Genomic DNA, 24,431 nt, shown 5'->3' with positions numbered 1-24,431 from the left:
AGGCGGATTTTGCGCAGGCTGCCCGAATTTCGTGCTGCGGCGCAAAAATTACCGTCTGTACGCTGTCAAACGTAGATAAAGGCCTGCTCTCACCTCCAAATTCGCACCGTGATGAGGATGCAAAGGAGGTACTTTATGAGCAAATCATTCACACGCCTTGCTGTTATGGCAATCGCTGCAACCGTTGCTGCTGGCCCTGCACTGGCTGAGGGCGAATGGAGCGCAAACGTTGCACTGACGAGCGACTACAAGTTCCGTGGTATTTCGCAAACCGACGGCGCACCGATGGTTTCCGGTGGCTTCGACTGGGCTTCCGACTCCTTCTATGTCGGCACCTGGGCTTCGGGCGTGGACTTCGGCGACGGCACGTCGACCGAAATCGACATCTACGCCGGCTTCACACCGACCGTTGGCGTTTTCGACCTCGACATCGGTGCGATCTACTACCTTTATCCGGATGCTCCGGATGAGCCGGAACAGAACTTCGTCGAGCTTTACGCTGGCGGCAGCACCACGGTCGGCGAATTCCTCGACATTGGTGCGTCCATCGCCTACTCGCCGGAATTCTACTACGAAACCGGCCAGGCCTTCTATTACGCTCTCAGCGCTGGCGTTCCGCTGGGTGAGAGCTTCGGCCTCGACGCGACCCTCGGTTATTCCGCCGGTGACGAGGATGAAGGCTTTGTCGACTATACCGACTACTCGGTCGGCCTGACCACGTCTGCCGAAGGCTTCGATTTCGACCTTCGCTATGTCGGCACCGACCTCGACGACGATGATGGCTCCATCATCTTCACCATTGCTCGCGCAATGTAAGTCGACACCCATCTTCCCGACCGGCATTGCCCTCCTGTAATCGCCGGTCAGGAAAACAGGCCGCTGTCCGATCCGTCGGGCAGCGGTCTTTCTTTTGCCTCCAAGCTGCTCCATATCGAGTAGCAGGAGACTGGAATGGCTGATGCAGCAACAACCCCTGTAGACGCGCTGATCCCGGCGATGACGCTGCTGGCTGCCGGCGGCGCCGCTGCACTCGCGTCCAAAGCGCTGAAACTGTCTCCAATCGTTGGCTACCTCGCTGTCGGCATCCTGATCGGCCCGCACGCCTTCGGCCTGATCGAGGAAAGCGCGACAACGCACCTCCTCGCTGAACTCGGGGTTGTTTTCCTGCTGTTCGACATCGGCCTGCATGTGTCATTGCGCGAGATACGAGAGAGCGGCCGGGACCTTGTCGGTCTCGCACCTGCGCATCTCGTCTTTACCAGCGTGCCGTTCACAATCGCGCTTGCCCTGTTCGGACTGGAATGGCCGGTCGCCTTGGCCCTTGGCCTGTCATTCGGCCTGTCCTCGACCGCCGTTGTCTCACGCGTGATGGCAGAACGCGGCCTCGGCTCCTGTCCGCTTGGCCGCTCGACAACGCACGTCCTCATCTTCCAGGACATCGTCGCAATCTTCCTCCTGATTTTCGCGAACTCCCTGGGACAGGGCACTGATGGCATGGCGCTCGCCCTGGATCTCGCCATCGCAGCTGGCTACGCCATCATTGCCTTCGTCATAGCCTTCGCAGCTGGCCGCTACCTGATGGGGCCGATCTTCAAGGGCCTCGCCCAGACACGCAACCAGGAAGCGTTCACCGCCGTCACCCTGCTGCTTGTGCTCGGTGCCGCTTCGGCAACAGCACAGATCGGGCTGTCCCTGACGCTTGGGGCTTTCCTCGCCGGACTCGCCGTGTCGGGAACAGCGTTTCGCCACCAGGTTCAGATGGAAACGGGACCGTTCCGCGGCCTCCTCCTGTCCTTCTTCTTCATGTCGGTCGGGCTTAGCGTCGATCTCGGCGTTCTCGCATCTCATTGGCCGCTCGTCTTGGCGGGCGCTGCCGCCATTCTTGCTGTGAAGACCCTGTTCGGCTTTGCCGCCGCCCGTCTCAACAAGTGGAGCAATCCAGGGAGCGTCCAGCTGACCTTCCTGCTCGCGCAGGGATCGGAGTTTACGCTTGTTGTCCTTTCCATCCTAACCGCAACCAGCGACGCCGTCCCGCCACTGGTCGCAACGATTGCCGTCAGCGCCATCGCTCTCTCCCTTGCGGTTGCGCCTGTCTGGGCCTCCGCCGGCATGCGCCTGTCCAGGAAGGTCGCGTCAATCTTCAAGGGTCAGACGCGTCCGGTGAACGAAATCACGCCCGTCGCGCCAGACCGCCCGGTGATCATATTCGGTATGTCGCCGGCTGGGCGCCTGGCAGCCGACGCCCTGTCGGACTTTTCCATTCCGCATGTCTGCCTCGACGCCGAGCCGGAACGGTTCGTCTCGGCCATCGCGGACGGCTACAAGGTCTCCTTCGGGAATGCAGCCAATCTCCGCCTGGTCGAGGCCGTTGCCGGACCAAATCCGCGTGCGGTTGTGATTGGTGCACCGCGCTATGAGACGTCACGCGATCTCACACCTGCTGCACAGCGGGAGTTTCCCGATACGCCGCGCTTCGTTTCCGTCGACAATGAAGCCGACCGCCAGCGGTTCAGCCAGCTTGGCATGCGCGCCTGGTTGTCCATGGGCCTGCCGACCGGCATCGAGATGGCAACTGACGTGCTTCGGCAGCTCGGCGTCGACGAAGAAAAGGTCGTCGAATGGATGTCACGCGAGGCAGACCGCTTCGATGTCGACGCACCCGGCGATCAGACGGCCAGCTCAGTGGAAACCGAAGCGGCCTAGCAAAAACAAAGAAACCAGTCCCTGGGGACTGGCTTCTTCACGAAAACACCTGGTGAAATCTGCGCCGTCCTAGCCTGCGATGCGACGGGCGTAAGCTTCATCATCGTTGCGCTTGCGGTCACGCTTGCGTTGCGGCTGGAAGGCAACTTTCGCGTGCTCGGAACAGTACGGACCGCAATCCGACTTGCGTCCGCAGAAAGCGAATTTCGGATCGGCCGGATCGCCAATCGGCCATTTGCACATGGAGTCACGCAGCGTGAGAATGGTCGCCGCTTCCCCGTCAGCTACAGGAGCCGGCTGCAGTGCCGAGACAATCGCGTCCTGATCGGAACGGCGAATGCGGGTCTCATCGAGATTGGTCTCTGTTGCCGGCGAGACACCATCGGGCCGGATACGCGGCTTCGGACGCGCCAGGCGCGGCGGACGCTTGACCGGGCGGGATGGCGTTGCGCGGCCAGACAGGCCGAGCCTGTGAACCTTGCCGATCACTGCATTGCGGGTCACCCCGCCAAGCTGCTTTGCAATCTGGCTGGCCGAGTGACCTTCTGCCCAGAGTTTCTTCAAAACCTCGACGCGTTCTTCCGTCCAAGACATGTACTTGCCTCCTGGCGCTTTGCACCCCTAGATGTTGTAGCAGCTGATTTCAGCCACCCCCGTTAACACCTAGATATCGTATCAGCGGCGAAATGAAACACAATATCCTGATATCTCTTCTCCACAACCTTTCTATATCTAGTAGCAGTCTGTGGAAAGCTGAGAAAAATCATTCGATTCGCGTCACTTACCTATCGTCATTGTGCGATTGCGCCCCTAAATAGCGGCGATGACCGATGAGATTTCTGCAGCCGCCCGCCCACTTCCGAAGCCGCCAAGATCATATGGCGCGATCAACTGGATCGGCCTCTGGACACTCTACAAGCGCGAGGTGGGCCGTTTCCTGAAGGTCTGGATGCAGACGCTGTTTGCGCCCGTTATCACGACACTGCTCTTCATGACTGTCTTCAAGCTTGCCTTTGGCAATCGCGGTGAGCTGACAGGCGACTTTGCCGGCCTAGACTACAATTCTTTCCTCGCGCCCGGCTTGGTCATCATGTCGATGCTGCAGAACGCTTTCCAGAACACGTCTTCATCGCTGACCATCGCCAAAGTACAGGGCAGCCAGGTCGACTTCCTCATGCCGCCGCTTTCACCGCTCGAGCTCACGCTCGGCTTTATTTTCGGCGCTGTCACAAGAGGACTTATGGTTGGCATCATCGGTGCGCTTGCCATTCATTTCTCGGGTCTGGCCAGTCTCGACATCGCGAACATCTGGCCGGTGATCTGGTTCAGCCTGATGGCGACCATCTTCCTCGCAGCCCTTGGGGCCGTTGGCGGCATCTGGGCTGAGAAGTTCGACCACCTAGCTGCTGTTACCAATTTCGTCATCGTGCCGCTCACCTTCCTGTCCGGCACCTTCTACGACATCAAGGTGCTCGTCGAACCGTTCCAGTCAGCAGCCCATTTCGACCCGATTTTCTATCTGATCGACGGTTTCCGCGCCGGTTTCATTGGCGTGTCGAACTCAGACCTGATGGTAGGTGCGATCGCGTCCGGCGTGTTCACATTCCTCGCTGGTGTCTGGGTCTGGTGGCTGTTCCGCATCGGCTACAAGCTCAAGGCCTGACAGGACCGGCTTGACGAGCCGCGCCAAGCACGCGCACCACACACAATATGGCAGAACTTCCCATCCTCCGTCTGGCCGATGTCGAGCTGACCTTCGGCGGCACGCCGATCTTCACAGGTGTGACGTTTACCTTGGCGAAGGGCGAGCGCGCTGCACTTGTCGGACGCAACGGCGCGGGGAAGTCGACGCTGATGCGGCTCGTCACGGGCCGGCACGAGCCGGATGCCGGGGAGCTCTGGCTGCAGCCTGGTACGGTGGTCGCCACTGTCGAACAGGAGCCTGATCTCTCGGCGTTCGACACGGTGCTCGACTATGCTAGCGAAGGCGCCGATGAAACCTGGATGGCCGAGGCAGAGCTTGGCCTGTTCGGCATCGATCCGACGGCAAGTCCGAAAACGCTTTCAGGCGGCCAGATCCGCCGGGCAGCCCTCGCCCGCGCCTTTGCGAAGGACCCCGACATCCTTTTGCTCGATGAGCCGACAAACCATCTCGATGTGCCGATGATCGAGACGCTGGAAGAACGTCTCAAATCCTTTCCTGGCGCGGTCTTGCTGGTCAGTCACGACAGGCGCTTCTTGGAAAACGTCACGACGACCACGCTCTGGCTGCGGCAGGGCAAGGTCTGGAAGTCGCCGCGCGGCTATGCCGACTTCGACGACTGGGCAGCCGGCATCGAGGCCGAAGAGGAAAAGCAGCTGCAGCGCATGAAGACGCAGCTGAAGGAGGAGCAGCACTGGCTCGCCCGCGGCGTGACCGCACGGCGCAAGCGGAACATGGGCCGGCTGGCCCGGCTGCATGAGCTGCGGTCCCAGCACGCAAAACAGAAGTCGTTGCTAAACGAGAGCAAGTCCACGGCCGGCCTCTCGGCCGAAAGCGGCGACAGCCAGAGCCGCAAGGTGCTGGAAGCCTTCGGCCTGTCAAAGGCGTTCGGCGACACAATCATCGTTGATGACCTGTCACTGCGTATCCTGAAGGGCGACCGCATCGGCATTGTCGGACCCAATGGTGTCGGCAAGACGACGTTGCTCAAGCTCCTGCTAGGGGAAATCGCGCCGGACAAGGGCTCGGTAAAACTCTCCCAGGCCCTCACAGTGACCTATCTGGACCAGACGCGGGAAACCCTGAAACCAAGCGATACGCTGTGGGAGGCGCTCGCGCCTGCTGGCGGCGACGCGATCATGGTGCAAGGCAAGTCGAAGCATGTCGCCGCCTACGCCAAGGACTTCCTGTTCTCGCCTGAACAGCTGCGCCAGCCCGTCTCGGCCCTGTCCGGCGGTGAGCGCAACCGGCTGACCCTCGCCATCGCGCTTGCAAAACCCGCTGACGTTCTGGTCCTCGACGAACCGACCAATGATCTGGACATGCAGACGCTCGACCTTCTGGAGGAGATGCTTAGCGAGTTTGACGGCACGCTGATCCTGGTCAGCCACGACCGCGCCTTCCTCGATGCGATTGTCACCTCCTGCCTGGTGCCGATGGGCAAGGGAAAATGGGTCGAAACGGCAGGCGGGTGGAGCGATGCCGCGCAGCAGGTGCCATCACTGACCTCCCGCAAGGCCGCCGCGCCACCGCCGCAGGACAAACCCAAGGCCCAGGCGCCCGCTCACACCCCCAAACGTGAAGCCAAACTCTCTTTCAAGGACCAGCACCGGCTCAAGGAAGTCGAAGCCGCTCTGCCTCGCCTGGAAGCGGAAATTGCAGACCTCGAGAAACAACTGGGCGATCCCGACTTGTTCAGCGCGGACCCGAAAAAGTTCGAGCAACTGACCGGGCGCCTGAATAAAGCGCGGGCAGACCTTGATAAGGCTGAGGAAGACTGGCTGGAGATCGAGGCGCTGAAAGAAGAGATCGCCGCCAAGGGCTGACGCCTAACCCATCCTTAAGGGCTGGACTGATAAATCAGGAGACCGGTTTGGTCTGAAAGCGCGCGTGAATGTCCCTGAAGATCCGTACCCTTGCATCCTTTTCGATGCTGGCCTTGGCAATCCTGCCAGCAGTAGCGGACGGTAACGGGCCGGCCCGTGAGAGAGATACATACCGCCCGGCTGGAACCTATGCGACCTTGCGAGGCTCGACGCCTGACGCCTGCGCGGCGACCTGCGAAAGTGATGCGCAATGCCGTGCCTGGTCACTGACGCCGCCGACCTTCCGGGCCGGGCCGAAGTGTGAACTGAAGTCGGTCGACGGCCCGCCTGTCGAACGCGTCGCCGCCATCTCAGGCATTGTGAAGCGATCGAGCGCCCCAGTCAGCGTGGCCTACACGCCCCCGCCCCCCTCACAGCCGCAAGCGGCCGAAGCCCGCCCGCCTGTCGCACAGCCTGCCGCGCCAAGACCCGCGCCGACGGGTAGTATCCAGCAGCAACGAATGGATGAACCGGATCGCCGGCCACTGCCCGCTCAGCCGGCTTCGATCGGTGATGCCGACCGGCCTTGGCCTGGCTTGCGCCGCAGCGAGGAGTCGGGAACCTACACGCTGCCGCCGGAAGGCACGCGGCCACTGCCAAGGCGCCGCCAGGACGGCATTCCGGTGTATTCGGTCCAGCACCTGGAAACGCTTCCAGCCGACTACAAGGACAATGCGGGGCTGCAGGGCCGCCTGCCATCCGGTCAGCTTCCCGAAGAGGCCGAAACCGAAGATTCTGAAAATTGAGGCCTAGGCGGGCGCGCTTGTCTTGAGAGCAAGGGCGTGCAGCTCGCCGCCCATCTTTCCCTTCAGCGCGGCATAGACCATCTGGTGCTGCTTGACGCGCGAGACGCCTTTGAACTGCTCCGACACGATTTCCGCCTGCCAGTGATCATTGTCTCCAGCAAGGTCGGTGAGCGTGATCTCTGCGTCCGGGAACGCTTCCTTGAGATGCGTTTCAAGTGTTGCACGATCCATGGCCATGGGCTGTCTCCTTCGGCTGGCACATGGCGTTCAATCTCTCTAGGGTCAAGCCAGTTCCTGTGGAGGCCTTCCCGATGATCCGATCCCTCTTCGCTGCTATGCTCTTGCTGGCTGCCTGTTCGAATGCGCCAGCGGCAGAGCAGGCCCCTGCCGCGCCGGTCGAACCGGCCGGATACCAGGCGGCGTATCATGATGCCGGACGCGCCATCGCCAATCTCGAAACGCTCTCATCGGACGAATTCGAGGGACGCCGTACAGGCGAGCCCGGCAACCTGAAAGCGCAGGCCCTGATCGTGGAGCAATTGCAGGCACTGGGCGTCGACCCGTACTTCGATAATGGCTACCAAGCGCCCTTCGCCGCAGGCCGGTTCGACCAGCCGAACCTGGAAGTGCGCGGCACAAACCTGATCGCCTCCATTGAAGGCAACCTCGGCGCGGATGCGCCGGTCATTGTGATGTCCGCCCACTACGATCATCTCGGCATGGATGGCGGCGAAATCTACAACGGCGCCGACGACAACGCGTCCGGCGTGGCCGCCCTGCTGGAGACGGCCGCCTGGTTCAAGGCCAATCCGCCCGAAAGCACAATTGTCTTCGTCTTTTTTGATGCCGAGGAGCGAGGCATTACCGGATCGGCCTATTTCGTCCAGGCCATGCCGGAAACACTGAAGGACCGTCTGGCCCTGAACCTCAACCTCGACATGGTCGCGCGCGCCGACAAGGGCGAGCTTTATGCCGTGGGCGGCTATCACTATCCTGACCTCGTCCCGCTGATCGACAGTGTCGCGGAAGGCGCGCCAATCACGCTGAAGCGCGGCCATGACAGTCCGGAATGGGGCGAGCAGGACTGGTCGCTACAGTCCGATCACGCCCCCTTTCTGCGCGCCGGTATCCCGATCATCTATCTCGGTGTCGAGGATCATCCCGACTATCACCAACCAAGCGACACTTTCGACAAGATCGACCCGGTCACGTTTGCGCGCTGTGTCGATACCGTGATCCTGATGGCCGAGGCCGCCGACCAGTGGATGGCCGAGCAATAGGGACGAGCTGCGATAGAAGGAAACCGGAAAGGTTTTCGTAACCTTTTGGAAAGACTTTTGCGGGGTCTCAGCCGGGAGCCCGCATCATGGTTCGCCTCGTCAGGTCCTTTTTCTTTGGACGCTGGTTACGCGTCCAGGGTGGCGACGTATCGCTCATCCCGCTTCTCATCCTGCTCGCCGTCGCGCTCGCCATCTCCTATTTCGGTCGCGAGAAGGCCAACGTGACGCCGCTGCCCGGCCCAATCAGCTTTGCCGAATGCGGCAACGGGCTTCGCATGAACTGCGTTGTTGATGGCGACACGATCTGGGCAACGGGTGAGAAGATCCGCCTTGCCGATATTGACGCTCCCGAAGTGTTCTCGCCTGGATGCGACTGGGAACGCGTCCTCGGTGAGCGCGCCACGCACCGGCTGACCGAACTTCTGAACGAGGGCGAGGTCGCGCTTCAGACCTCTTCGTCACGCGATCGCGACAAGTATGGCCGCCTGCTGCGCGTTGCGACCGTCAATGGCCGCTCGGTTGGCGACAGGCTGGTCGATGAGGGGCTTGCCCACCGCTGGGGCCAGCATCAGCGCGGCTGGTGCTCATAAGAAAACCCCGGACCAAACGGCCCGGGGCACTCGTTTCTGCGCCAGGTTGCCAGCCTAGTTCCAGCCGCAGCTGCGGCCTTCATTCTCGTCTTCAAGCCAGGTGATCAGCGGGTCGAAATACTCGACAATCGCCGATCCATCCATCTCGCGCGTGCCCGTGAAGGTCTCCAGCACATCCGGCCAGGGCTCCGACGCACCCATGGCGAGCATCGCCTCAAAGCGCTTGCCGACCTCTTCGTTTCCATAGATCGAGCAGCGGTGCAGCGGGCCATCCCATCCGGCCTGCTCACAGGCCGCCTTATGGAACTGGAACTGCATGATGTAGCTCAGGAAATAGCGAAGGTAGGGCGTGTTGCCGGGAATGTGGTACTTCGCCCCGGGGTCGAAGGCGTTCTCCGGGCGCGGGCCAGGCGGAACGATCCCCTGATACTTCGTGCGCAGTGCCCACCAGTGCCGATTGTAGTCCTCAGGCTCGGTCGTGCCATCGAGTACGTCCCAGCGCCAGCTATCCACCGTCAGCGCGAAAGGCAGGAAGGCGATCTTGTCGAGCGACGTGTTGAGCAGAAGCGCGATGTCTGCGTCCTCGCCCGGAATCTGGGCGTCCGAGATGAGGCCGATTTTCTCGAGGTATACCGGTGTTATCGACAGGGCGATGAAATCGCCCACCGCTTCATGGAAGCCGTCATGGGCGCCGGTCTTGTAGAGGTAATCAGCGTCCTTGTAGGCGCGCTGGTAGAAATTGTGACCGAGTTCGTGGTGAACGGTGTAGAAGTCCTCCGCATTGACCTCCGTACACATCTTGATGCGCACATCCTCCTCATCATCGAGGTTCCAGGCCGAAGCATGGCAGACAACCTCACGGTCCTCGGGGCGCACGATCATGCTGCGCTCCCAGAAGGTCTCCGGCAGCGGGTCAAAGCCGAGTGAGGTAAAGAAGGCCTCTCCGGTCTCAACCATCCTGATCGGGTCATAGCCGGCGTCGACCAGCTCCTCTGAGAGATTGTAGCCCTGACCTGGCAGGCCCTCGGGCTCGACGAGCGGATAGATGTTCGACCAGCTCTGCGACCACATATTGCCGAGAAGGTCAGCCCGGATCGGCCCCGTCGCGGGCTGGATCTCGTCGCCATAATAGTCGTTCAGCTCACCGCGGACATAGCAGTGCAATTCCTCGTAGAGCGGCGAGACCTGCTGCCAAAGCCGGTCAACCTCATCGGCCATCTCTTCCGGCGGCATGTCATAGGTCGATAGCCACATCGTCTTGAGATTGTCGTAGCCAAGCTCATTGGCGCCCTCATTCGCAATCGCGACCATGCGGGCGTAGTCCACCAGCATCGGTGGGGAGATGGTGCGCCAGCCTTCCCAGACGGCCTTCAGCTCGTCCGGGTCGCGGCTGGTCTCGATGATGGTGGAGAGCTGGTCGAGGTTCAGCTCCTCGCCCTTATAGGTGAAGGAGCCGGTGCCATAGGTGGCTTCCAGACCTGTCGTGATCTCCGACAACTCCTCAGCGGCCCCTTCGGCGGAGGGCGCCGGAATGGTTATGCCGGACTGGAGACGCTGCATCTTGCGCGCGAGCTCGGCCGGAAGATCGACTTCGTTGAACGTTTTCGACTGGTTCGCCAGCGACACCGAAAGCTTGGTTGCGCGCGCGCCGGCCTCCGCTGCGGCGGCGTTGGTCTCATCGGTAATATTGGTCGCCTGCTCCCAGAAGATGGGGCTGATTTCCTTCGACATGGCCGCAAGTTCGGCTTCAGCGCGTTCGATGAAAGCCTCGGCCTCGGCGACCGTCGGGCCGTCATCCGCATCGGCAATTGGCGGGGGCGGCGGCGCCTCGGCGGGCGGCAGGTCTTCAGCCTTGTTCACGCAGCCGGACAGGAGCGCGAGGCCAAGAACGGACGCACTCACCTGGGTCAGTCTGATTTTCATTCGGGGAACCTCCATACTGGCTGCAGCCAAGCGCCAAGCCAGCAGAAGGTCAATCAGCGCCCGGCAGATTCTTCCGCGTTTTGACGGACAGCCCGGATGACTGTTCCTGTTTGCCGCCAGTTCTCAGAAAAATATGCGCGCTGACCCTGTTGGTTCGGAGAGGGAGGGGAACCGGACCGGTCAGCGCGCTCAGCGAGGAGAGATGAGACGCAGGCGACGAACACTGCGCGGGACAATCTCCTCTAAACACGCTTACGGCGAGTGATCTCAGCTGGATCACCCGGATGCCGATTTTTTTGAAATCCGTCTTAAAAGACCAGACCGGGTCGCTATTCGCCCTTCATGTAACGCGGCAGCCAGCCTTCATGCGCTTCGCGCAGGGTGGCGAGGGAAAGCGATTGAGGGGCTGAATCGACAAGAACAAAGTTTATCGAGTCCGTAGTGATCGTACCGACCTGGACAAAACTCAGACCAAGTGACTTGAGCCTCTGGTGCATTGCATCGGCACCAGCCGCCGCGACGGCAACAACGTAGCGGTTCTGATCTTCACCGAACAGGAAACCGGCGCGGCCTGCGCCCGGCCCGTATATGTCCGCACCAAGGCCCGCGGACAGAGCCAATTCCGCCACAGCGCAGGCCAATCCGCCATCGCTGATATCATGAATCGCATGAACGGCTCCCTCGCGGACAAGCTTGCGAATGCCCGCAGCGACGTGGACGGCTTCATCCAGATTCACAGGCGGTGGCGGGCCGAGGTCGTCACCTTTCAGACCAAGCCATTCACGCGCATAAAGTGAAGCACCCAGATGTCCCGCATCAGGTCCGATGACAAACAACGCGTCGCCGGACTGCGCGCCTTTCAGCGTTGCGACCTTCGAGACGTCCTCGATCAGCCCCACGCCGCCAACCACTGGCGTGGGCGGGATCGCCTTGCCATCGGTCTCGTTGTAGAGGCTGACATTGCCGGAAACGACGGGGAAATCGAGCACGCGGCAGGCCTCGGCCATGCCTTCGATGGCCTTGACGATATAGCCCATGGTGGCGGGCTTTTCCGGATTGCCGAAATTGAGATTGTCGGTGATCGCAATCGGCGTTGCGCCAACGGCTGAGAGGTTACGGTAGGCCTCGGCGACCACGGCCTTGCCGCCCTCATACGGGTCAGCGGCGACATAGTGCGGGTTGCAGTCGGAACAGATCGCCAACGCCTTGTTGGTGCCGTGGATACGCACGATGGCGGCGTCGCCCATGGACTGCGAGCTGTCGATCGTGTCGCCCATGACGTGGCGGTCATATTGCTCCCAGATCCAGCGCTTGGACGCCATGTCAGGCGAGGACATGAGCTTCAGCAGAACCTCGCCATAATCCTCAGGCTCTGGATACTTCGAGATGTCGAAGGGCTGGCGAGTGCGCGGCTCGACCCATGGCCGGTCATAATTCGGTGCGTCTTCGGCCAGCGGCGGCACGGGAATATCGCAGACCACCTCGCCGAACTGCTTGAGCACCATATGGCCGGTATCGGTGGTCACGCCGATCACTTCGGCGTCGAGATCGTACTTGTCGAAGATCGCCTTCGCGACGTCTTCCTTGCCGGGCTTGAGCACCATGAGCATCCGCTCCTGGCTTTCGCTCAGCATGATCTCATAGGCGGTCATGCCCTCTTCGCGCTGGGGCACTTTGTCGAGGTCCATCTCGATGCCGATGCCGCCCTTGTCGGCCATCTCGACCGATGAGGACGTCAGCCCCGCTGCCCCCATATCCTGGATCGCCTGGATGGCATCGGTTGCCATCAGTTCAAGGCACGCCTCGATCAGCAGCTTTTCAGTAAACGGATCGCCCACCTGCACGGTCGGGCGCTTTTCCTCGTCGCCTTCGGAGAATTCAGCCGACGCCATGGTCGCGCCATGGATGCCATCGCGGCCGGTCTTCGAGCCGACATAGAAGATCGGGTTTCCGGGCGTTGCGCCGCGCGCATAGAAAATCTTGTCCTGGTCCGCGAGGCCGACGGCCATCGCGTTGACGAGGATGTTGCCATTGTAGCCCTCGTCGAACTGCGTCTCGCCGGCCACGGTCGGCACGCCCACGCAATTGCCATAGCCACCAATGCCGGAAACAACGCCAGCCACAAGCGAGCGCGTCTTCGGGTGATCCGGCGAGCCGAAGCGCAGCGCATTGACCAGCGCAATCGGACGCGCGCCCATGGTGAAGACATCGCGCAGGATACCGCCAACGCCCGTCGCAGCGCCCTGGTATGGCTCGATGTATGAAGGGTGGTTGTGGCTCTCCATCTTGAAGATGGCCGCCTGCCCGTCACCAATATCGATCACGCCCGCATTTTCGCCCGGCCCCTGGATGACGCGGTCATTCTTGGTCGGGAACTTGGAGAGATGGCGCCGTGAGGACTTGTAGGAGCAGTGCTCCGACCACATCACCGAATAGATGCCGAGCTCGACAAGATTTGGATTGCGGCCAAGCCGGGTGACGAGGCGGTCCCATTCCTCGGCATTGATGCCATGGCCGGCTGCGTCGGTCTCGGTCTGCTCGGCCTTGAGGTGGGCCAGGATGGCGGATGTGTCTGTCATGCGCGCTCCATAACCACAACTGCTGCGAGTCGCCAGATTAGAAGGTGGAAATTCCTGTCAGGGTTGCTTAAACCGAAACTTGTGAACAGTTTTCGAGTTACGAATCCGATTGGATTGGAGGAATTTCCATGCGCCATCTCCCATTGAGCCTCGCAGCCCTCGCCCTCGCAGCCTGTGGCGGCGGCAGCGTCGACCCGGACGCGCGGATGCCTACCCCGCACCCGGAAGGCAGCGACGGCAGCGTCACGTCGATCCAGCTCGCCGATTTCGAATACGCCGTGACATCGACCGAAGCAACGGACGACGCGATGGAAGGCGAGTGGGAAACCACCACGATCAGCCGTGCGCCGGCCGCCGTATTCTCAGATATCGACGGTGAGGCCCAACTCGCCGTGGTCTGCCAGTCCGGCGAGGAAGGCCAGGCCAACTCGGTCTCCATGCTGCGCTACCTGCCCGACGATTATGAACTGTCGGAACAGTCCTCCATCGCGATCTACACCTCGGCGGGCTCGAAGGCCTATGTCGCGGCCGATAATCCGGTGAACATCACCACCTCGATCAACGACTATTTCGCAACGATGATGGGTTCGGCCAAAGGCGTAATCCGCGTCGTGATCGATGACTCGGACGTTGCCACCATTCCGGCAAGCGAAGCGGCCCGCCAGATCGTGGCCGACTGCCGTCCCGACATCAGCTATCAGCGCCCGGAAAGCGAAGAAGAAGAAGACGGCGAATAAACCGGCGCCAGCAATTCAGACCTGATGGAAGGCCGGGCGACTCTTGGTGTCCGGCCTTTCCTGTATCTGGCGGAGCGCAAAAAGCGAGGGATGCGATGAGACGACGGGACATGCTATCGGGCCTCGGCCTCTCCTCGCTGGGTGCATGCACATCCATGCCGGTACCCTCGCTGAAGACCTACCAGCCTGGACGGACCTACCCTCCTGTCCAGTCATCCATGCAGCGGGTGACACGCACTGTGGTCGGCTTGCGCCCGTATCGGCCGCAGGGCTACAGGCTGGAGGCAGAGGCGCTGGGTGGAAAAACCATTATCCATAATTATGGCCACGGCGGCTGCGGTGTCACGATGAGCTGGGGCACCAGCCCGGTCGCCGCCGAACTGGCCGCCCATGCAGCAGAGGGCGGCCCCATCGCTGTTCTGGGCGCGGGCGTGATGGGGCTGACGACGGCCCTCATTCTCGCCCGGCGCGGCCATGCCGTTACCGTCTATGCCGAGCATCTTCCACCGCATACCACATCCAACATCGCAGGCGTTCTCTGGTTTCCAACAGGCTATTTCGACCGTAACGTAGCCACGCCTGACTTTCTCCGCCGCAACCACTTGCTGATCCGCGCAGCCCATCGCGGCTTCCTGCCCTACGTCAATCGTCCCGGCTATGGCGTCTATTGGGCAGACCACCATGCCCTCTCGAGACGCACGCCGGTCGCATACGACTCGCTGCCGGGCGGCGACGATATCTATCCCGAGCTGCAGCGGGCGCATGAGAACACGCTGTTCGGCTACGCCTTCATGGAGCGGTTCAGGGCCATGATCATCGATCCTGATTTTTACCTCGACGAGATCATGCAGGATGCCCAGATCGCCGGTGCGCACTTCATCGGCACGCGCCTTTCAGGCCTCTCCGACGTGGAAGCCCTCCCCGAGCCGGTCATCGTCAACTGCACCGGCCTCGGCGCGCGAGACCTGTTTGGCGATGAGAGCCTGGTGCCCATACGCGGCCAGCTCTCGCACCTGCTGCCCCAGCCGGAGATCGATTATTCCTATGTCGCGCCGACCGCAGAGGGCGTGCTCTACATGTTTCCGCGAAAGACCGGTATCGTCCTCGGTGGCACGCACGAAATGGGCGAGACGGCGATGGAGCCGGATCCCGCCCAGATCAAGCGCATGGTCGAGGGGCACGCTGAACTCGCTAACCGGCTGTCTGCCAGCAGCTGACCGGCGGCACAGGTCCCGACCTAGTCACCCGCCTGTTCGGCAACCCAAGTCTCGGCCTGCGCCTTCACGATGTCGACAAGGTTGCCCATGGCGACATTCATGTCGATCAGGTGGAGCCCCCAGTCTGCAAGCACTTCGCCTCCGACCACAACATCCCCGATGATGTCGTCGGCGCGCGGGTCGGCGGGATCACCGGACACTTCAATCGCCAGATAGGTGTGGCCATCGGTTTCCACACACTGCGCCGACAGCATGCCGGGCATGGCTGCATAAGGCGTCTCGATGGAAGCACCCTCCACGAAGGAGGCATTGTCCAGTCCGAAGAAACCGGCCTTGGCAAGGCGTGCATCCATGACACCATCGTCACCAGACAGCTTGCCGGGATTGATGCAGAGCGCGCGTTGCCCATCTGGTCCGGCGGTGCCGAAGCGGCTTTCAGCCGGGGGCGGCCCGTCAGAGCGGAAAGAGACATAAGCCACAACACATTGCGTCTGGCCCTTTGTGACGCATGGTTCGAATGGGCCAACATTGCCTGTCTCAGCGTCGCCATAGACATTGTAGCCAATCGGCATCGCGGACACGACCAGGTCTTCCGCAGGTGTTCCGAAAACATCCCGGCGGAGCAACTGGTCTATGACGCGCGCGCCCTGTGAGTGACCGACAAGAACGACACCGCGGCCATTGTTCTCCGTCTCCAGGTAGCGGTCCCAGGCTGCCTTCACATCGCCATAGGCAAGTTCGGCGTCGGCTTTGAACTCACCGCCAGCCATCATCGATTGAAGATGCGTGAGCGTGACCTGCCGGTAGACCGGGGCGAACAGCCGGCATGTTTCAGCAAAGGCGCCAAACTGGGTCGCGGCAACGCGCTTCTCCTCAGCACCGGCGACAAGGTCACTATTGGGCGTCGTGTCAAAGGATATGGTCGGATAGACGTAGAAGCAGTCGACTGGCGGGTTCTCGGCGGCCTCGAATGGCACGACATCTAGCGCCCCATCGCCATTCACGACCGTGTACGACAAGTCTTTCTCGCAGGCACTGTCGGCCTTGTTGGGATGGCAGAGCCAATTGTCCATACTGGCATAATCGGCCGCTTCAGGACCTGCAGGGGTCTGTGCATCCTCATTTCCAGCATCGGCGCTCTCATCCGAAGAAGCGGCCGCGTCGGGCGTGTCCGCGATCTCTGTGTTTTCCGCCGATTGTCCGCACGCCGCCAGCAACGCGCCGAGCGCGGCAAATCCCGCAAGTCTGAGTGTCATCCCGTTTCCTCCAGCCCTTTTGTCATTTCCCGAAAGATAAACAGCTTCTCGTACATCGCGCAAAAACTGTTTTTCGAAAGCGTGAAATCTCACGGCACCGATTAAACATGTCTGAGGCTTATGCTGCTAACCTCCTGAGATCGGGAGGAAAAAAACGACATGATTTCGATCCGCGCAGTCAGGCCAGGTGATGTCAGCGCCATAGCCAAGCTGGTCAAGAGCGCCGGCTTTCCGGTGCGAAGCGCGGAAAGCTGGCACTGGGCGCTGTTCGAGAATCCCGAGCAGGGCGACATAGCGCCGGCCCTCGTGGCCGAGCGCAGAAATACGCTCGTGGCCATGATCGGGCTCCAGGCCCGCCGGTTTCACGTCAATGGCCGTCTCCAGACAGCGATTTGCGGTCACACCTTCATTTCCGGACCAGATGGCCGCGGCGCTGGCTTTGCGCTTGCCCGGCGCGCCCTGCAGACGCATGGCGGGTCGGCGATCTACACACTGAACAACAATGCCATTGCCGGTGACTTCCACAAGCGCATCGGGCTCACCGCCTGGCTGGGCCCGCAGGGCCGCGAGCGGATCGAATGGCCGATTCACTCGATGACCATGGTGGCCGGTCACGTCATGACCCGCCTGGCCCGGGATGAAGTGCTTTATGACTGGCTGTCGCGCCGTGAATTCTTTGGCGGGGCCCCGCGCACGCTCGAACGGGCCCTGCCCGGACGCGGCAATATCCTGCCGCTTGATCCGCTGCGCCGGGGTGACGGCGAATTGATCGAGGAGTTCAACACCGCGGCCCATATGGGCTCGCGCGCCGTGCCCGACCGCTCCGCCAGCGTTTACGCCTACCAGATGGCTGACCCTGACGCGCCGGGCCGCATCGCGCTGCTTGGTCTGGAAGGCAAGGATGGTCTCGACGGACTTATCCAGCTGGCCATTACCAAGCCGAACTCGTTTGAGCCGGCGGAGCTGGAGATCATCGACCTCGCCGTTCGTCCGGGGGTTGATCCGGCTATTGCATTGCCGCCCATGATCAATGCAGCCAAAGCCGTTGCCCGCAATGCCCGGCTGTCTCGCCTGAAGCTGCCGTTTTCAAGCCGTTTCGAAGAGGTCTGCTATTCGGGGACCGGCCTGCGCTTTGTCCGCAACAGCAATTATGACCCGGCACATGCCGCCTTTGAGCCATCCTCTGCCGGGCTGCAGGCCGACTGGTCGCCATCCGGTTTCGAAGGAGACCTGTTCTTCGCCCTTCGCATTCCACCGGCCTCAACGCGCTCCAAGATACGTCCAGCGGCGGAGGAGAAATTCCATGGGGCCGCGTGGGAACGCCAGGCGCCATAGGCTCGTAGAGGCAATCGAACCGAAGCCGACAGCAAGCGCCAGCAGGATGGTCACAGCAGCGCCCATCTCGCCGAAATAGCCAAGCCCGTAATTGTTGAAGACCAGCGAGAAGATCACGCTCTGCAGCAGGTAGGCCGTCAGGGATGCCGTCCCGCCGCGCGCAAGGAAGATCTTGAACGCGCCCTGCGGTTTCTCCGCCCATTTCGCGATCAGGCCGAGATAGCCCGCCGTCGAGAAGGGGCTGAACGCGACGATAAACATCATGCCGATCATCGCGCCGGTCGACATCATGCCGCCTTCCGCATTGACCATGAACCAGGCCCCCACGGCGCTGCCGGTCACACCGATGGGCAGGAAGACATGCCGGCAGCGTTTCCAGAACGGGCGGGCGGGATCGGCAATCGACCCCATCCGGACCGCCGCCAGGCCGAAGACGAAGAAGGCCATCGCGCCGATACCCTGCATCATCATGCCGAAGGTGATCACCTGGCCCCACTCGGTAAACCGCTGCGCGATGGAATCGGCAAAGGTTCCGCTGCCATAGGCTTCATTAGCCGAGACGATCAGCTCGTCATTCATGGCGATCTGTTCCTGCATCGCCTCGGGCGCGAACGCCATGCCGGCGATGAAAGAACCGGAGGCGAGGACGACGACTAGAATCTGCACCGCATAGAGCGCGATGGCCCAGCGGATCAGGCCCGATTCACCCATGTTCCGGAACAGGAAGAGCAGGCAGCCGAGGATGGCATAGATCACCAGGATATCGCCTTGGAAAAGCAAGGCGACATGCAGCAGGCCGAGGACCAGAAGACCGATGCTTCGCCGCCAGTACCGCCCGGCAAAGCCGACGCCCCGGCGCTCGGCAGACTTCATCTGGTAGGCGAAGCCGACCCCGAACATGAAGGAGAACAGCGTGTACGACTTCATCAGGAAGAAGGCGTTGACGATGAAATAGGACCATTTGTCGGCCCCTTCGAGTGCGCCCTCAGCCGAATAACCGCCCATCATCGGATGCGAAAACACCGCAACATTGACGAGCGCGATCCCGATCAGCGCGCAGGCACGCGCAAGATCGGGAAACACTTCCCGGCCCGCATCGCGGGTTTCCTGGAGATAGGACACGAGGCCCTCCCTGTCCTGTTCCTGGCGGGAGACTAGCCGAACTTTCCGGTCCGGCCTAGGACGAACCGGTCAGATAGCCGCGAGCAGACTCTCGAACATGCCACGGCCATCTTCGCCGCCCTCATGGCCGCCAATGGCGCGCTCGGGATGGGGCATCAGCCCCAGGACCCGTCCATTCTCTGACAGGATACCTGCAATATCGCGGGCTGACCCATTCGGGTTGCCGGCATAGCGGAACGCCACGCGGCCTTCCCCTTCCAGCCGGTCCAACGTTTCCTCGTCCGCGACATAATTGCCGTCATGATGGGCGATCGGAACGCTGATTTCGTCCTTGCCCGCATAGGCGCTTGTGAAGGCCGTATTTGAGTTTTCGACCTTCAGCGCCTGCGGCTTGCAGACAAAGTCGAGGCCGGCATTCCGCAAGAGCGCACCAGGCAGCAGACGCGTCTCCGTCAGGACCTGGAAGCCGTTGCAGACGCCCAGCACATAGCCGCCACGCTCGGCATGACGCTTCAACGCAGAAATGACTGGTGAGTTGGCTGCCATAGCGCCGCAGCGCAGATAGTCGCCATAGGAGAACCCGCCAGGCACCATGATCAGGTCGGTCCCGTCAGGGATCTGCCCGTCCTTGTGCCAGACCATGACCGGCTCCTCGCCGGTCAGGCTCGCCAGTGCGACCTGAGCGTCTCGATCACAATTCGAACCGGGGAAAACGATGACAGCGCTTTTCATGGCGCTCCATTAGCAGGGAGTCGGGGCCGAAGGGAACAAGCGATATCTGAAGCTTGTGCCGAATTTTCCGATTGCCATATTCGCCTGACCAGAGAATATGCTGGCCATTGGTTAAGGAGCGAAGCTCATGAAAAAGCTGATTCTGGTTTTTACCGCCCTGTTTGCCCTCCCGGTTCTGTCGGCCTGCAACACGATCAGCGGCATCGGCAAGGATGTCTCCGCCGCTGGCGATGTGGTCAGTGACACCGCGGAATCCACCAAGGACAAGATGGACTAGGCGCGCAGCCTGCCGGGCAGCCGCTCTGCCCGTCCAATCTGGCCTCTGGACCGCACCTCTGGCATAAGCCCGGGGATGAGTATCCGCGTTTCCGCCTTCTACAAGTTTACCCCGTTCGCCGATCCGGGTGCCATCCGCGGACAGGTTGAAGCCGCGCTCATGGCCGCCGGTGCGAAAGGCACGGTTCTGGTCGCCCGTGAGGGGATCAACGGCACCATTGCCGCAGAAGGCTCTGGCCTGGACAGCGCCATGACAGCCCTCTGCGCCCTGCCGGGCTGCGCCGACCTCGAGTGGAAGGAAAGCCATGCCGAGGCCATGCCATTCTGGCGGCTGAAAGTCCGGCAAAAGCGCGAGATTGTCACGATGGGCGTGCCAGACACCGACCCGAACCAGCTGGTCGGAACTTATGTGGCGCCGGAAGACTGGAATGCCCTGATCAGCGATCCCGATACGGTGCTAATCGATACACGCAACGATTACGAATATGCGATCGGCACCTTCGACGGCGCCATCGACCCGGAAACCGAGACCTTCCGGGACTTTCCGGAGTGGTTTCGCAATTTTCGTCAACAGCTTGAAGAACAGGGCCGTACGCCAAAGATCGCCATGTTCTGTACCGGCGGCATCCGCTGCGAAAAGGCGACGAGTTTTGTGAAGGCCGAAGGGATTGATGAGGTCTACCATCTCAAGGGCGGCATCCTGAAATACCTGGAAACCATTCCAGAGCCCGAAAGCAAATGGCGCGGCGAGTGCTTCGTCTTCGACCAGCGCGTCTCGGTCGGCCATGGCCTGGAACTCGGCAGCTACGATCTCTGCCATGGTTGCAAGCGGCCCGTCAGCCAAGCCGACCGGTCAGATCCGCGTTTTGAGGAAGGCATCTGCTGCCCGGCCTGTCATGACCAGCTGACCGACGCGCAGCGCATCCGTTTCGCCGAGCGGCAGAAGCAGGTCGATCTCGCCCGGCAGCGCGGACAGGCGCATATCGGCCGGGCACCAGCCAAATCATCGAGCTGATGAGCCGCCCGGTTCTCTATTCCTTTCGCCGGTGCCCCTATGCCATGCGTGCCCGCCTCGCCATTGCCTCGGCGGGGCTGGAATGCCGTCTGCGCGAGGTGGTGCTGAGGGACAAGCCGACTGCAATGCTCGAGGCCTCACCTAAGGGCACGGTTCCCGTGCTTGTCCTGCCTGACGGGACGGTGATTGATGAGAGCCTTGACGTCATGCTCCACGCCCTGCGCGCGAACGATCCTGAAAACTGGCTCAGTCCAGACATGGGCACGCTCGAGGACATGCTCTCCCTGATTTCGGACAATGATTCCGGCTTCAAGCACCATCTCGACCGCTACAAATATGCAGCGCGCTATGAGGGCGCAGACTTCGAACACCACCGCGCAGAAGGCGGCGAATTCCTTGAAGCGCTTGATGCGCGGCTGTCTGGCAAGCCGCAGCTTTTTGGCGCCCAGGTTTCGCTCGCCGACATGGCGATCGTGCCCTTCGTCCGGCAGTTCGCGAATACCGACAGGGGCTGGTTCGACGCCCAGCCGTGGCCACACCTGCAGCGCTGGCTCTCAACCCACCTGGAGAGCCAGCGCTTCAAGGCGATCATGCCGAAATTTCCTCAATGGAAACCGGGCGATGAGGAGCCTCTGTTCCCGAAAGCTGCCTGAATTCCGGCCTTAGCCTGCCAGCGCCTTGCGTACCGCATCCAGCGCGGCTTCGGCCTTGGCGCCGTCCGGGCCACCAGCCTGGGCCATGTCTGGCCGGCCGCCGCCACCCTTGCCGCCGACTTCCGCAGCAGCCACGCGTACCAGGTCGACCGCCGACACCTTATCGGTCAGGTCTTCTGTCACGCCGACAGCCACAGCGGCCTTGCCGTCATTGACGCCGATAAACACGGCAATGCCGGACCCCATCTTTGCCTTGGCCTCATCGATGAGCCCGCGAAGATCCTTACCGCCTACGCCTTCAGCCACGCGCGCGATAAGCTTGTAGCCGCCGACCTCTTCAGGACCAGCGGGCGCGGACGATCCGCCGCCGCCCATGGCGAGCTTGCGCTTGGCATCGGCCAGCTCCCGCTCCAGGGTACGGCGCTCTTCGTTGAGCTGCGCGACCTTGCGGCCAACATCTTTCAGGGGAACCTTGAGCTGGTCAGCAAGGTCGAGCGCGACCTGCGCACGCGCCTTCAGGAAGTCGAGCGCTTCGGCGCCCGTCGCCGCTTCGATCCGGCGGACACCAGCCGAGACACCGCCTTCAGACGTGATCACGAAAGCGGCAATATCGCCGGTCCGGGCGACGTGTGTGCCACCGCAGAGTTCGACAGAATATGGACGTGAACCGTCTTCAAGCGGGCGCCCCATGGAAAGCACACGAACTTCGTCGCCATATTTCTCGCCGAACAGCGCCAGCGCCCCGGCCTCGATCGCCTCGTCCGGTGCCATCACCTCAATGCGGGCTTCGTCATTCTGACGGATCACGGCGTTGACCTGGTTTTCAATCGCCTCAAGTTCGGCCGGCGTGACCGGGCCACCATGAGAGAAGTCGAAACGCAGCCGGTCCTCCTCGACGAGCGAGCCCTTCTGGGTAACGTGAGGACCGAGCACGCTACGTAGCGCGGCATGCAGCAGGTGCGTGGCCGAGTGGTTGGCGCGGATGCGCTGCCGGCGCTGTGCGGCGGCCTGCAAGGTTGCGCGGTCGCCGGGAGCAATCGAACCATCGGTCAGTTCGCCAATATGGACGTGCAGGTCGCCAGCGCGCTTCTGCACATCGCGGACAATGAAGCGGGCGCCGTTCTCAAAGTGGATTTCGCCATGGTCACCGGCCTGACCGCCACTTTCAGCATAGAAGGGGGTTCGGTCGAAGACGAGTTCGCATTCGCCGCCGCTGCAGGTATCCTGCATGGCGCCAGCGCTGACGATGGCTTTCAGCGTACCCTGGCCTTCCGTGCCGGCATAGCCAAGGAATTCGGTCGGACCGGTCTTGTCACGCACGCGGAACCAGACGGCCTCGGACGCTTTGTCGCCGGATCCGGACCAGGCTTCGCGTGCCGCCTTTTTCTGCTCGGCCATGGCGGCATCGAAGCCGGACTGGTCTACGCCCATGCCACGGCCGCGCAGGATATCCTGCGTCAGGTCGAGCGGAAAACCGAACGTATCGTACAGCTTGAAGGCGGTTTCACCGGGCAGTTCGCTGCCTTCGCCAAGCCCCTCGGTCGCCTCTTCCAGCAGCGCCAGTCCGCGGCCGAGCGTGCGTTGAAAGCGGGCTTCTTCCTGTTCAAGAGCGGCTTCGATAGCCGGCTGGGCGCGGTGCAGCTCAGGATAGGCATCGCCCATTTCGTCGGCCAGGGTCTGGACCAGCTTGTACATGGCCGGCTCGCGAGCGCCGAGAATGTGCCCGTGGCGCATGGCCCGGCGCATGATCCGGCGGAGCACATAGCCGCGGCCCTCATTCGATGGCGTCACGCCATCGGCGATCAGGAAGGCGGAGGTGCGAAGATGATCAGCGATGACCCGGAAAGAGGCCAGGTGATCGCCTGCCGCCTTGGCCTTGTAGACATCCTCTTCCGCCGCAATCAGCTTCATGAAGAGGTCTGTCTCGTAATTGTTGTGCTTGCCCTGCAGGACGGCGGCCATCCGCTCCAGCCCCATACCGGTATCGATCGAGGGCTTGGGCAGGTCGACCCGCGAACCGCCTTGTTGCTGGTCGAACTGCATGAAGACCAGGTTCCATATCTCGATGAAACGGTCGCCATCCTCATCCGGCGATCCGGGCGGACCGCCGGGCACGCCGGGGCCGTGATCGAAAAAGATTTCCGAACAGGGCCCGCAAGGACCGGTATCTCCCATCGACCAGAAATTATCCGAGGTGGGAATGCGGATGATGCGGTCGTCCGAGAGGCCGGCAACTTTCTTCCAGATCGCCGCAGCTTCATCGTCCTCAGCATAGACCGTGACGAGCAGCCGGTCTTTTGCCAGGCCGAATTCCTTCGTCACCAGCTCCCAGGCGAAATCAATGGCGTCATCCTTGAAATAGTCACCGAAGGAGAAATTGCCGAGCATCTCGAAGAAAGTGTGATGGCGGGCGGTGTAACCGACATTGTCGAGATCGTTGTGCTTGCCGCCGGCTCGCACGCATTTCTGGGAACTGGTCGCACGCGGCGCGAACGGCGTTTCGGCGCCGGTGAAAATATTCTTGAACGGCACCATGCCGGCATTCACGAAAAGCAGGGTCGGATCATTGTCCGGCACGAGCGGCGCCGACGCCTTGCGCGTGTGGCCCTTGCTTTCGAAAAAGGAGAGGAAGGTTTCCCGAAGCTCGTTGACGCTTGTCATCCGTGTACCGTCTTTATCCGCCAGCGGGCCTGATTGCCC

The 24,431-nt window shown here is 61.7% G+C and carries 21 protein-coding genes; 13 read left to right on the top strand and 8 right to left on the bottom strand.

The genetic code is table 11. From position 1 onward, the window contains the following. The first annotated feature begins 135 nt into the window (after nucleotides 1-135). Entirely contained in the window at nucleotides 136-816 is a 681-nt protein-coding gene (locus D1223_RS01895) for a TorF family putative porin (protein WP_233352999.1), read from the top strand. Nucleotides 817-951: 135 nt separating this feature from the next. Continuing rightward, nucleotides 952-2,703 carry a cation:proton antiporter domain-containing protein gene (locus tag D1223_RS01890; RefSeq protein ID WP_119374711.1) on the top strand — a complete coding sequence of 584 codons (1,752 nt, stop codon included), beginning with the start codon at nucleotides 952-954 and terminating at the stop codon, nucleotides 2,701-2,703. 69 nt (nucleotides 2,704-2,772) lie between these two features. Here D1223_RS01890 and D1223_RS01885 read toward each other — a convergent pair whose 3' ends face one another. Next, the gene (locus D1223_RS01885) at nucleotides 2,773-3,297 is read right to left on the bottom strand and encodes a GcrA family cell cycle regulator (RefSeq protein ID WP_119374710.1); all 525 of its coding nucleotides are present in this window, start codon (nucleotides 3,295-3,297) and stop codon (nucleotides 2,773-2,775) included. Between the two features lie 229 nt (nucleotides 3,298-3,526). On the opposite strand from D1223_RS01885, the gene D1223_RS01880 reads away from it, so the two are divergent. From D1223_RS01880 to D1223_RS01870, 3 genes are all read left to right on the top strand, one after another. Further along, a complete protein-coding gene (locus tag D1223_RS01880) occupies nucleotides 3,527-4,366 on the top strand; it encodes an ABC transporter permease (protein WP_119374709.1) in 840 nt (279 codons plus the stop codon). 47 nt (nucleotides 4,367-4,413) lie between these two features. Further along, nucleotides 4,414-6,231 (top strand): ABC-F family ATP-binding cassette domain-containing protein, encoded by a 1,818-nt coding sequence (locus D1223_RS01875; protein ID WP_119374708.1) that lies wholly within the window; start codon nucleotides 4,414-4,416, stop codon nucleotides 6,229-6,231. A gap of 68 nt (nucleotides 6,232-6,299) precedes the next feature. Then, nucleotides 6,300-7,016, top strand: coding sequence for a PAN/Apple domain-containing protein (locus D1223_RS01870; protein WP_119374707.1), 717 nt, complete (start codon nucleotides 6,300-6,302; stop codon nucleotides 7,014-7,016). Between the two features lie 3 nt (nucleotides 7,017-7,019). On the opposite strand, the gene D1223_RS01865 is transcribed toward D1223_RS01870, so the two are convergent. After that, a complete protein-coding gene (locus D1223_RS01865) occupies nucleotides 7,020-7,253 on the bottom strand; it encodes a BolA family protein (RefSeq protein ID WP_119374706.1) in 234 nt (77 codons plus the stop codon). 74 nt (nucleotides 7,254-7,327) lie between these two features. On the opposite strand from D1223_RS01865, the gene D1223_RS01860 reads away from it, so the two are divergent. Together D1223_RS01860 and D1223_RS01855 are read left to right on the top strand one after the other, a co-directional pair. Continuing rightward, entirely contained in the window at nucleotides 7,328-8,296 is a 969-nt protein-coding gene (locus D1223_RS01860) for a M20/M25/M40 family metallo-hydrolase (protein ID WP_158588367.1), read from the top strand. A gap of 86 nt (nucleotides 8,297-8,382) precedes the next feature. Further along, nucleotides 8,383-8,886 carry a thermonuclease family protein gene (locus D1223_RS01855; protein WP_119374704.1) on the top strand — a complete coding sequence of 168 codons (504 nt, stop codon included), beginning with the start codon at nucleotides 8,383-8,385 and terminating at the stop codon, nucleotides 8,884-8,886. Nucleotides 8,887-8,940: 54 nt separating this feature from the next. On the opposite strand, the gene D1223_RS01850 is transcribed toward D1223_RS01855, so the two are convergent. Then, a complete protein-coding gene (locus D1223_RS01850) occupies nucleotides 8,941-10,809 on the bottom strand; it encodes a M2 family metallopeptidase (protein WP_119374703.1) in 1,869 nt (622 codons plus the stop codon). Nucleotides 10,810-11,138: 329 nt separating this feature from the next. Then, nucleotides 11,139-13,388, bottom strand: coding sequence for a phosphoribosylformylglycinamidine synthase subunit PurL (gene purL, locus D1223_RS01845; RefSeq protein ID WP_119374702.1), 2,250 nt, complete (start codon nucleotides 13,386-13,388; stop codon nucleotides 11,139-11,141). A 128-nt stretch (nucleotides 13,389-13,516) separates the two neighbouring features. Between purL and D1223_RS01840 the strand changes: the two genes are divergently transcribed. Next, nucleotides 13,517-14,125 (top strand): hypothetical protein, encoded by a 609-nt coding sequence (locus D1223_RS01840; protein WP_119374701.1) that lies wholly within the window; start codon nucleotides 13,517-13,519, stop codon nucleotides 14,123-14,125. Between the two features lie 95 nt (nucleotides 14,126-14,220). After that, a complete protein-coding gene (locus D1223_RS01835) occupies nucleotides 14,221-15,342 on the top strand; it encodes an FAD-dependent oxidoreductase (protein WP_119374700.1) in 1,122 nt (373 codons plus the stop codon). 20 nt (nucleotides 15,343-15,362) lie between these two features. Here D1223_RS01835 and D1223_RS01830 read toward each other — a convergent pair whose 3' ends face one another. Continuing rightward, complete coding sequence (locus D1223_RS01830; protein ID WP_119374699.1) at nucleotides 15,363-16,598, bottom strand: DUF3089 domain-containing protein; 1,236 nt, start codon at nucleotides 16,596-16,598, stop codon at nucleotides 15,363-15,365. Nucleotides 16,599-16,757: 159 nt separating this feature from the next. Between D1223_RS01830 and D1223_RS01825 the strand changes: the two genes are divergently transcribed. Continuing rightward, on the top strand, nucleotides 16,758-17,933 hold the full coding sequence (locus D1223_RS01825) for a hypothetical protein (protein WP_119374698.1): 1,176 nt from the start codon (nucleotides 16,758-16,760) through the stop codon (nucleotides 17,931-17,933). Here D1223_RS01825 and D1223_RS01820 read toward each other — a convergent pair. Together D1223_RS01820 and purQ are read right to left on the bottom strand one after the other, a co-directional pair. Then, a complete protein-coding gene (locus tag D1223_RS01820) occupies nucleotides 17,859-19,055 on the bottom strand; it encodes a DUF418 domain-containing protein (RefSeq protein WP_119374697.1) in 1,197 nt (398 codons plus the stop codon). The two genes, D1223_RS01825 and D1223_RS01820, sit on opposite strands and share 75 nt — an antisense overlap. 69 nt (nucleotides 19,056-19,124) lie before the next feature. Continuing rightward, nucleotides 19,125-19,787 (bottom strand): phosphoribosylformylglycinamidine synthase subunit PurQ, encoded by a 663-nt coding sequence (gene purQ / locus D1223_RS01815; RefSeq protein WP_119374696.1) that lies wholly within the window; start codon nucleotides 19,785-19,787, stop codon nucleotides 19,125-19,127. Nucleotides 19,788-19,914: 127 nt separating this feature from the next. Here purQ and D1223_RS01810 point away from each other — a divergent pair, with 127 nt between their 5' ends. The 3 genes from D1223_RS01810 to D1223_RS01800 all read left to right on the top strand — a co-directional run bounded on the left by D1223_RS01810 (nucleotide 19,915) and on the right by D1223_RS01800 (nucleotide 21,731). After that, entirely contained in the window at nucleotides 19,915-20,064 is a 150-nt protein-coding gene (locus D1223_RS01810; protein WP_119374695.1) for an entericidin A/B family lipoprotein, read from the top strand. A gap of 75 nt (nucleotides 20,065-20,139) precedes the next feature. Further along, complete coding sequence (gene trhO, locus D1223_RS01805; protein WP_119374694.1) at nucleotides 20,140-21,078, top strand: oxygen-dependent tRNA uridine(34) hydroxylase TrhO; 939 nt, start codon at nucleotides 20,140-20,142, stop codon at nucleotides 21,076-21,078. Continuing rightward, nucleotides 21,078-21,731: a glutathione S-transferase gene (locus D1223_RS01800; protein ID WP_119374693.1), complete on the top strand. Its 654-nt coding sequence runs from the start codon at nucleotides 21,078-21,080 to the stop codon at nucleotides 21,729-21,731. The genes trhO and D1223_RS01800 overlap by 1 nt, the downstream gene beginning before the upstream one ends. 9 nt (nucleotides 21,732-21,740) lie before the next feature. Here the strand turns inward: D1223_RS01800 and alaS are convergent, their stop codons facing one another. Beyond that, nucleotides 21,741-24,392 carry an alanine--tRNA ligase gene (alaS, locus tag D1223_RS01795; RefSeq protein ID WP_119374692.1) on the bottom strand — a complete coding sequence of 884 codons (2,652 nt, stop codon included), beginning with the start codon at nucleotides 24,390-24,392 and terminating at the stop codon, nucleotides 21,741-21,743. Nucleotides 24,393-24,431 lie beyond the last annotated feature (39 nt).

Source organism: Henriciella mobilis (genome assembly GCF_003576285.1).
Classification (GTDB): Bacteria; Pseudomonadota; Alphaproteobacteria; order Caulobacterales; family Hyphomonadaceae; genus Henriciella; species Henriciella mobilis.
Note: the sequence above shows the minus strand (reverse complement) of the source record. Positions and strands in the feature narration are given on the sequence as shown.

Bases quoted from the DNA above. Each gene is read 5' to 3' on its own strand.
- D1223_RS01870 (WP_119374707.1), top strand. From the start codon at position 6,300: ATGTCCCTGAAGATCCGTACCCTTGCATCCTTTTCGATGCTGGCCTTG.
- D1223_RS01835 (WP_119374700.1), top strand. From the start codon at position 14,221: ATGAGACGACGGGACATGCTATCGGGCCTCGGCCTCTCCTCGCTGGGT.
- purQ (WP_119374696.1), bottom strand. From the start codon at position 19,787: ATGAAAAGCGCTGTCATCGTTTTCCCCGGTTCGAATTGTGATCGAGAC.
- D1223_RS01890 (WP_119374711.1), top strand. From the start codon at position 952: ATGGCTGATGCAGCAACAACCCCTGTAGACGCGCTGATCCCGGCGATG.
- D1223_RS01880 (WP_119374709.1), top strand. From the start codon at position 3,527: ATGACCGATGAGATTTCTGCAGCCGCCCGCCCACTTCCGAAGCCGCCA.
- D1223_RS01850 (WP_119374703.1), bottom strand. From the start codon at position 10,809: ATGAAAATCAGACTGACCCAGGTGAGTGCGTCCGTTCTTGGCCTCGCG.
- D1223_RS01825 (WP_119374698.1), top strand. From the start codon at position 16,758: ATGATTTCGATCCGCGCAGTCAGGCCAGGTGATGTCAGCGCCATAGCC.
- D1223_RS01875 (WP_119374708.1), top strand. From the start codon at position 4,414: ATGGCAGAACTTCCCATCCTCCGTCTGGCCGATGTCGAGCTGACCTTC.
- D1223_RS01860 (WP_158588367.1), top strand. From the start codon at position 7,328: ATGATCCGATCCCTCTTCGCTGCTATGCTCTTGCTGGCTGCCTGTTCG.
- alaS (WP_119374692.1), bottom strand. From the start codon at position 24,392: ATGACAAGCGTCAACGAGCTTCGGGAAACCTTCCTCTCCTTTTTCGAA.
- D1223_RS01830 (WP_119374699.1), bottom strand. From the start codon at position 16,598: ATGACACTCAGACTTGCGGGATTTGCCGCGCTCGGCGCGTTGCTGGCG.
- D1223_RS01840 (WP_119374701.1), top strand. From the start codon at position 13,517: ATGCGCCATCTCCCATTGAGCCTCGCAGCCCTCGCCCTCGCAGCCTGT.
- D1223_RS01810 (WP_119374695.1), top strand. From the start codon at position 19,915: ATGAAAAAGCTGATTCTGGTTTTTACCGCCCTGTTTGCCCTCCCGGTT.
- D1223_RS01865 (WP_119374706.1), bottom strand. From the start codon at position 7,253: ATGGCCATGGATCGTGCAACACTTGAAACGCATCTCAAGGAAGCGTTC.
- purL (WP_119374702.1), bottom strand. From the start codon at position 13,388: ATGACAGACACATCCGCCATCCTGGCCCACCTCAAGGCCGAGCAGACC.
- D1223_RS01895 (WP_233352999.1), top strand. From the start codon at position 136: ATGAGCAAATCATTCACACGCCTTGCTGTTATGGCAATCGCTGCAACC.
- D1223_RS01800 (WP_119374693.1), top strand. From the start codon at position 21,078: ATGAGCCGCCCGGTTCTCTATTCCTTTCGCCGGTGCCCCTATGCCATG.
- D1223_RS01855 (WP_119374704.1), top strand. From the start codon at position 8,383: ATGGTTCGCCTCGTCAGGTCCTTTTTCTTTGGACGCTGGTTACGCGTC.
- D1223_RS01885 (WP_119374710.1), bottom strand. From the start codon at position 3,297: ATGTCTTGGACGGAAGAACGCGTCGAGGTTTTGAAGAAACTCTGGGCA.
- trhO (WP_119374694.1), top strand. From the start codon at position 20,140: ATGAGTATCCGCGTTTCCGCCTTCTACAAGTTTACCCCGTTCGCCGAT.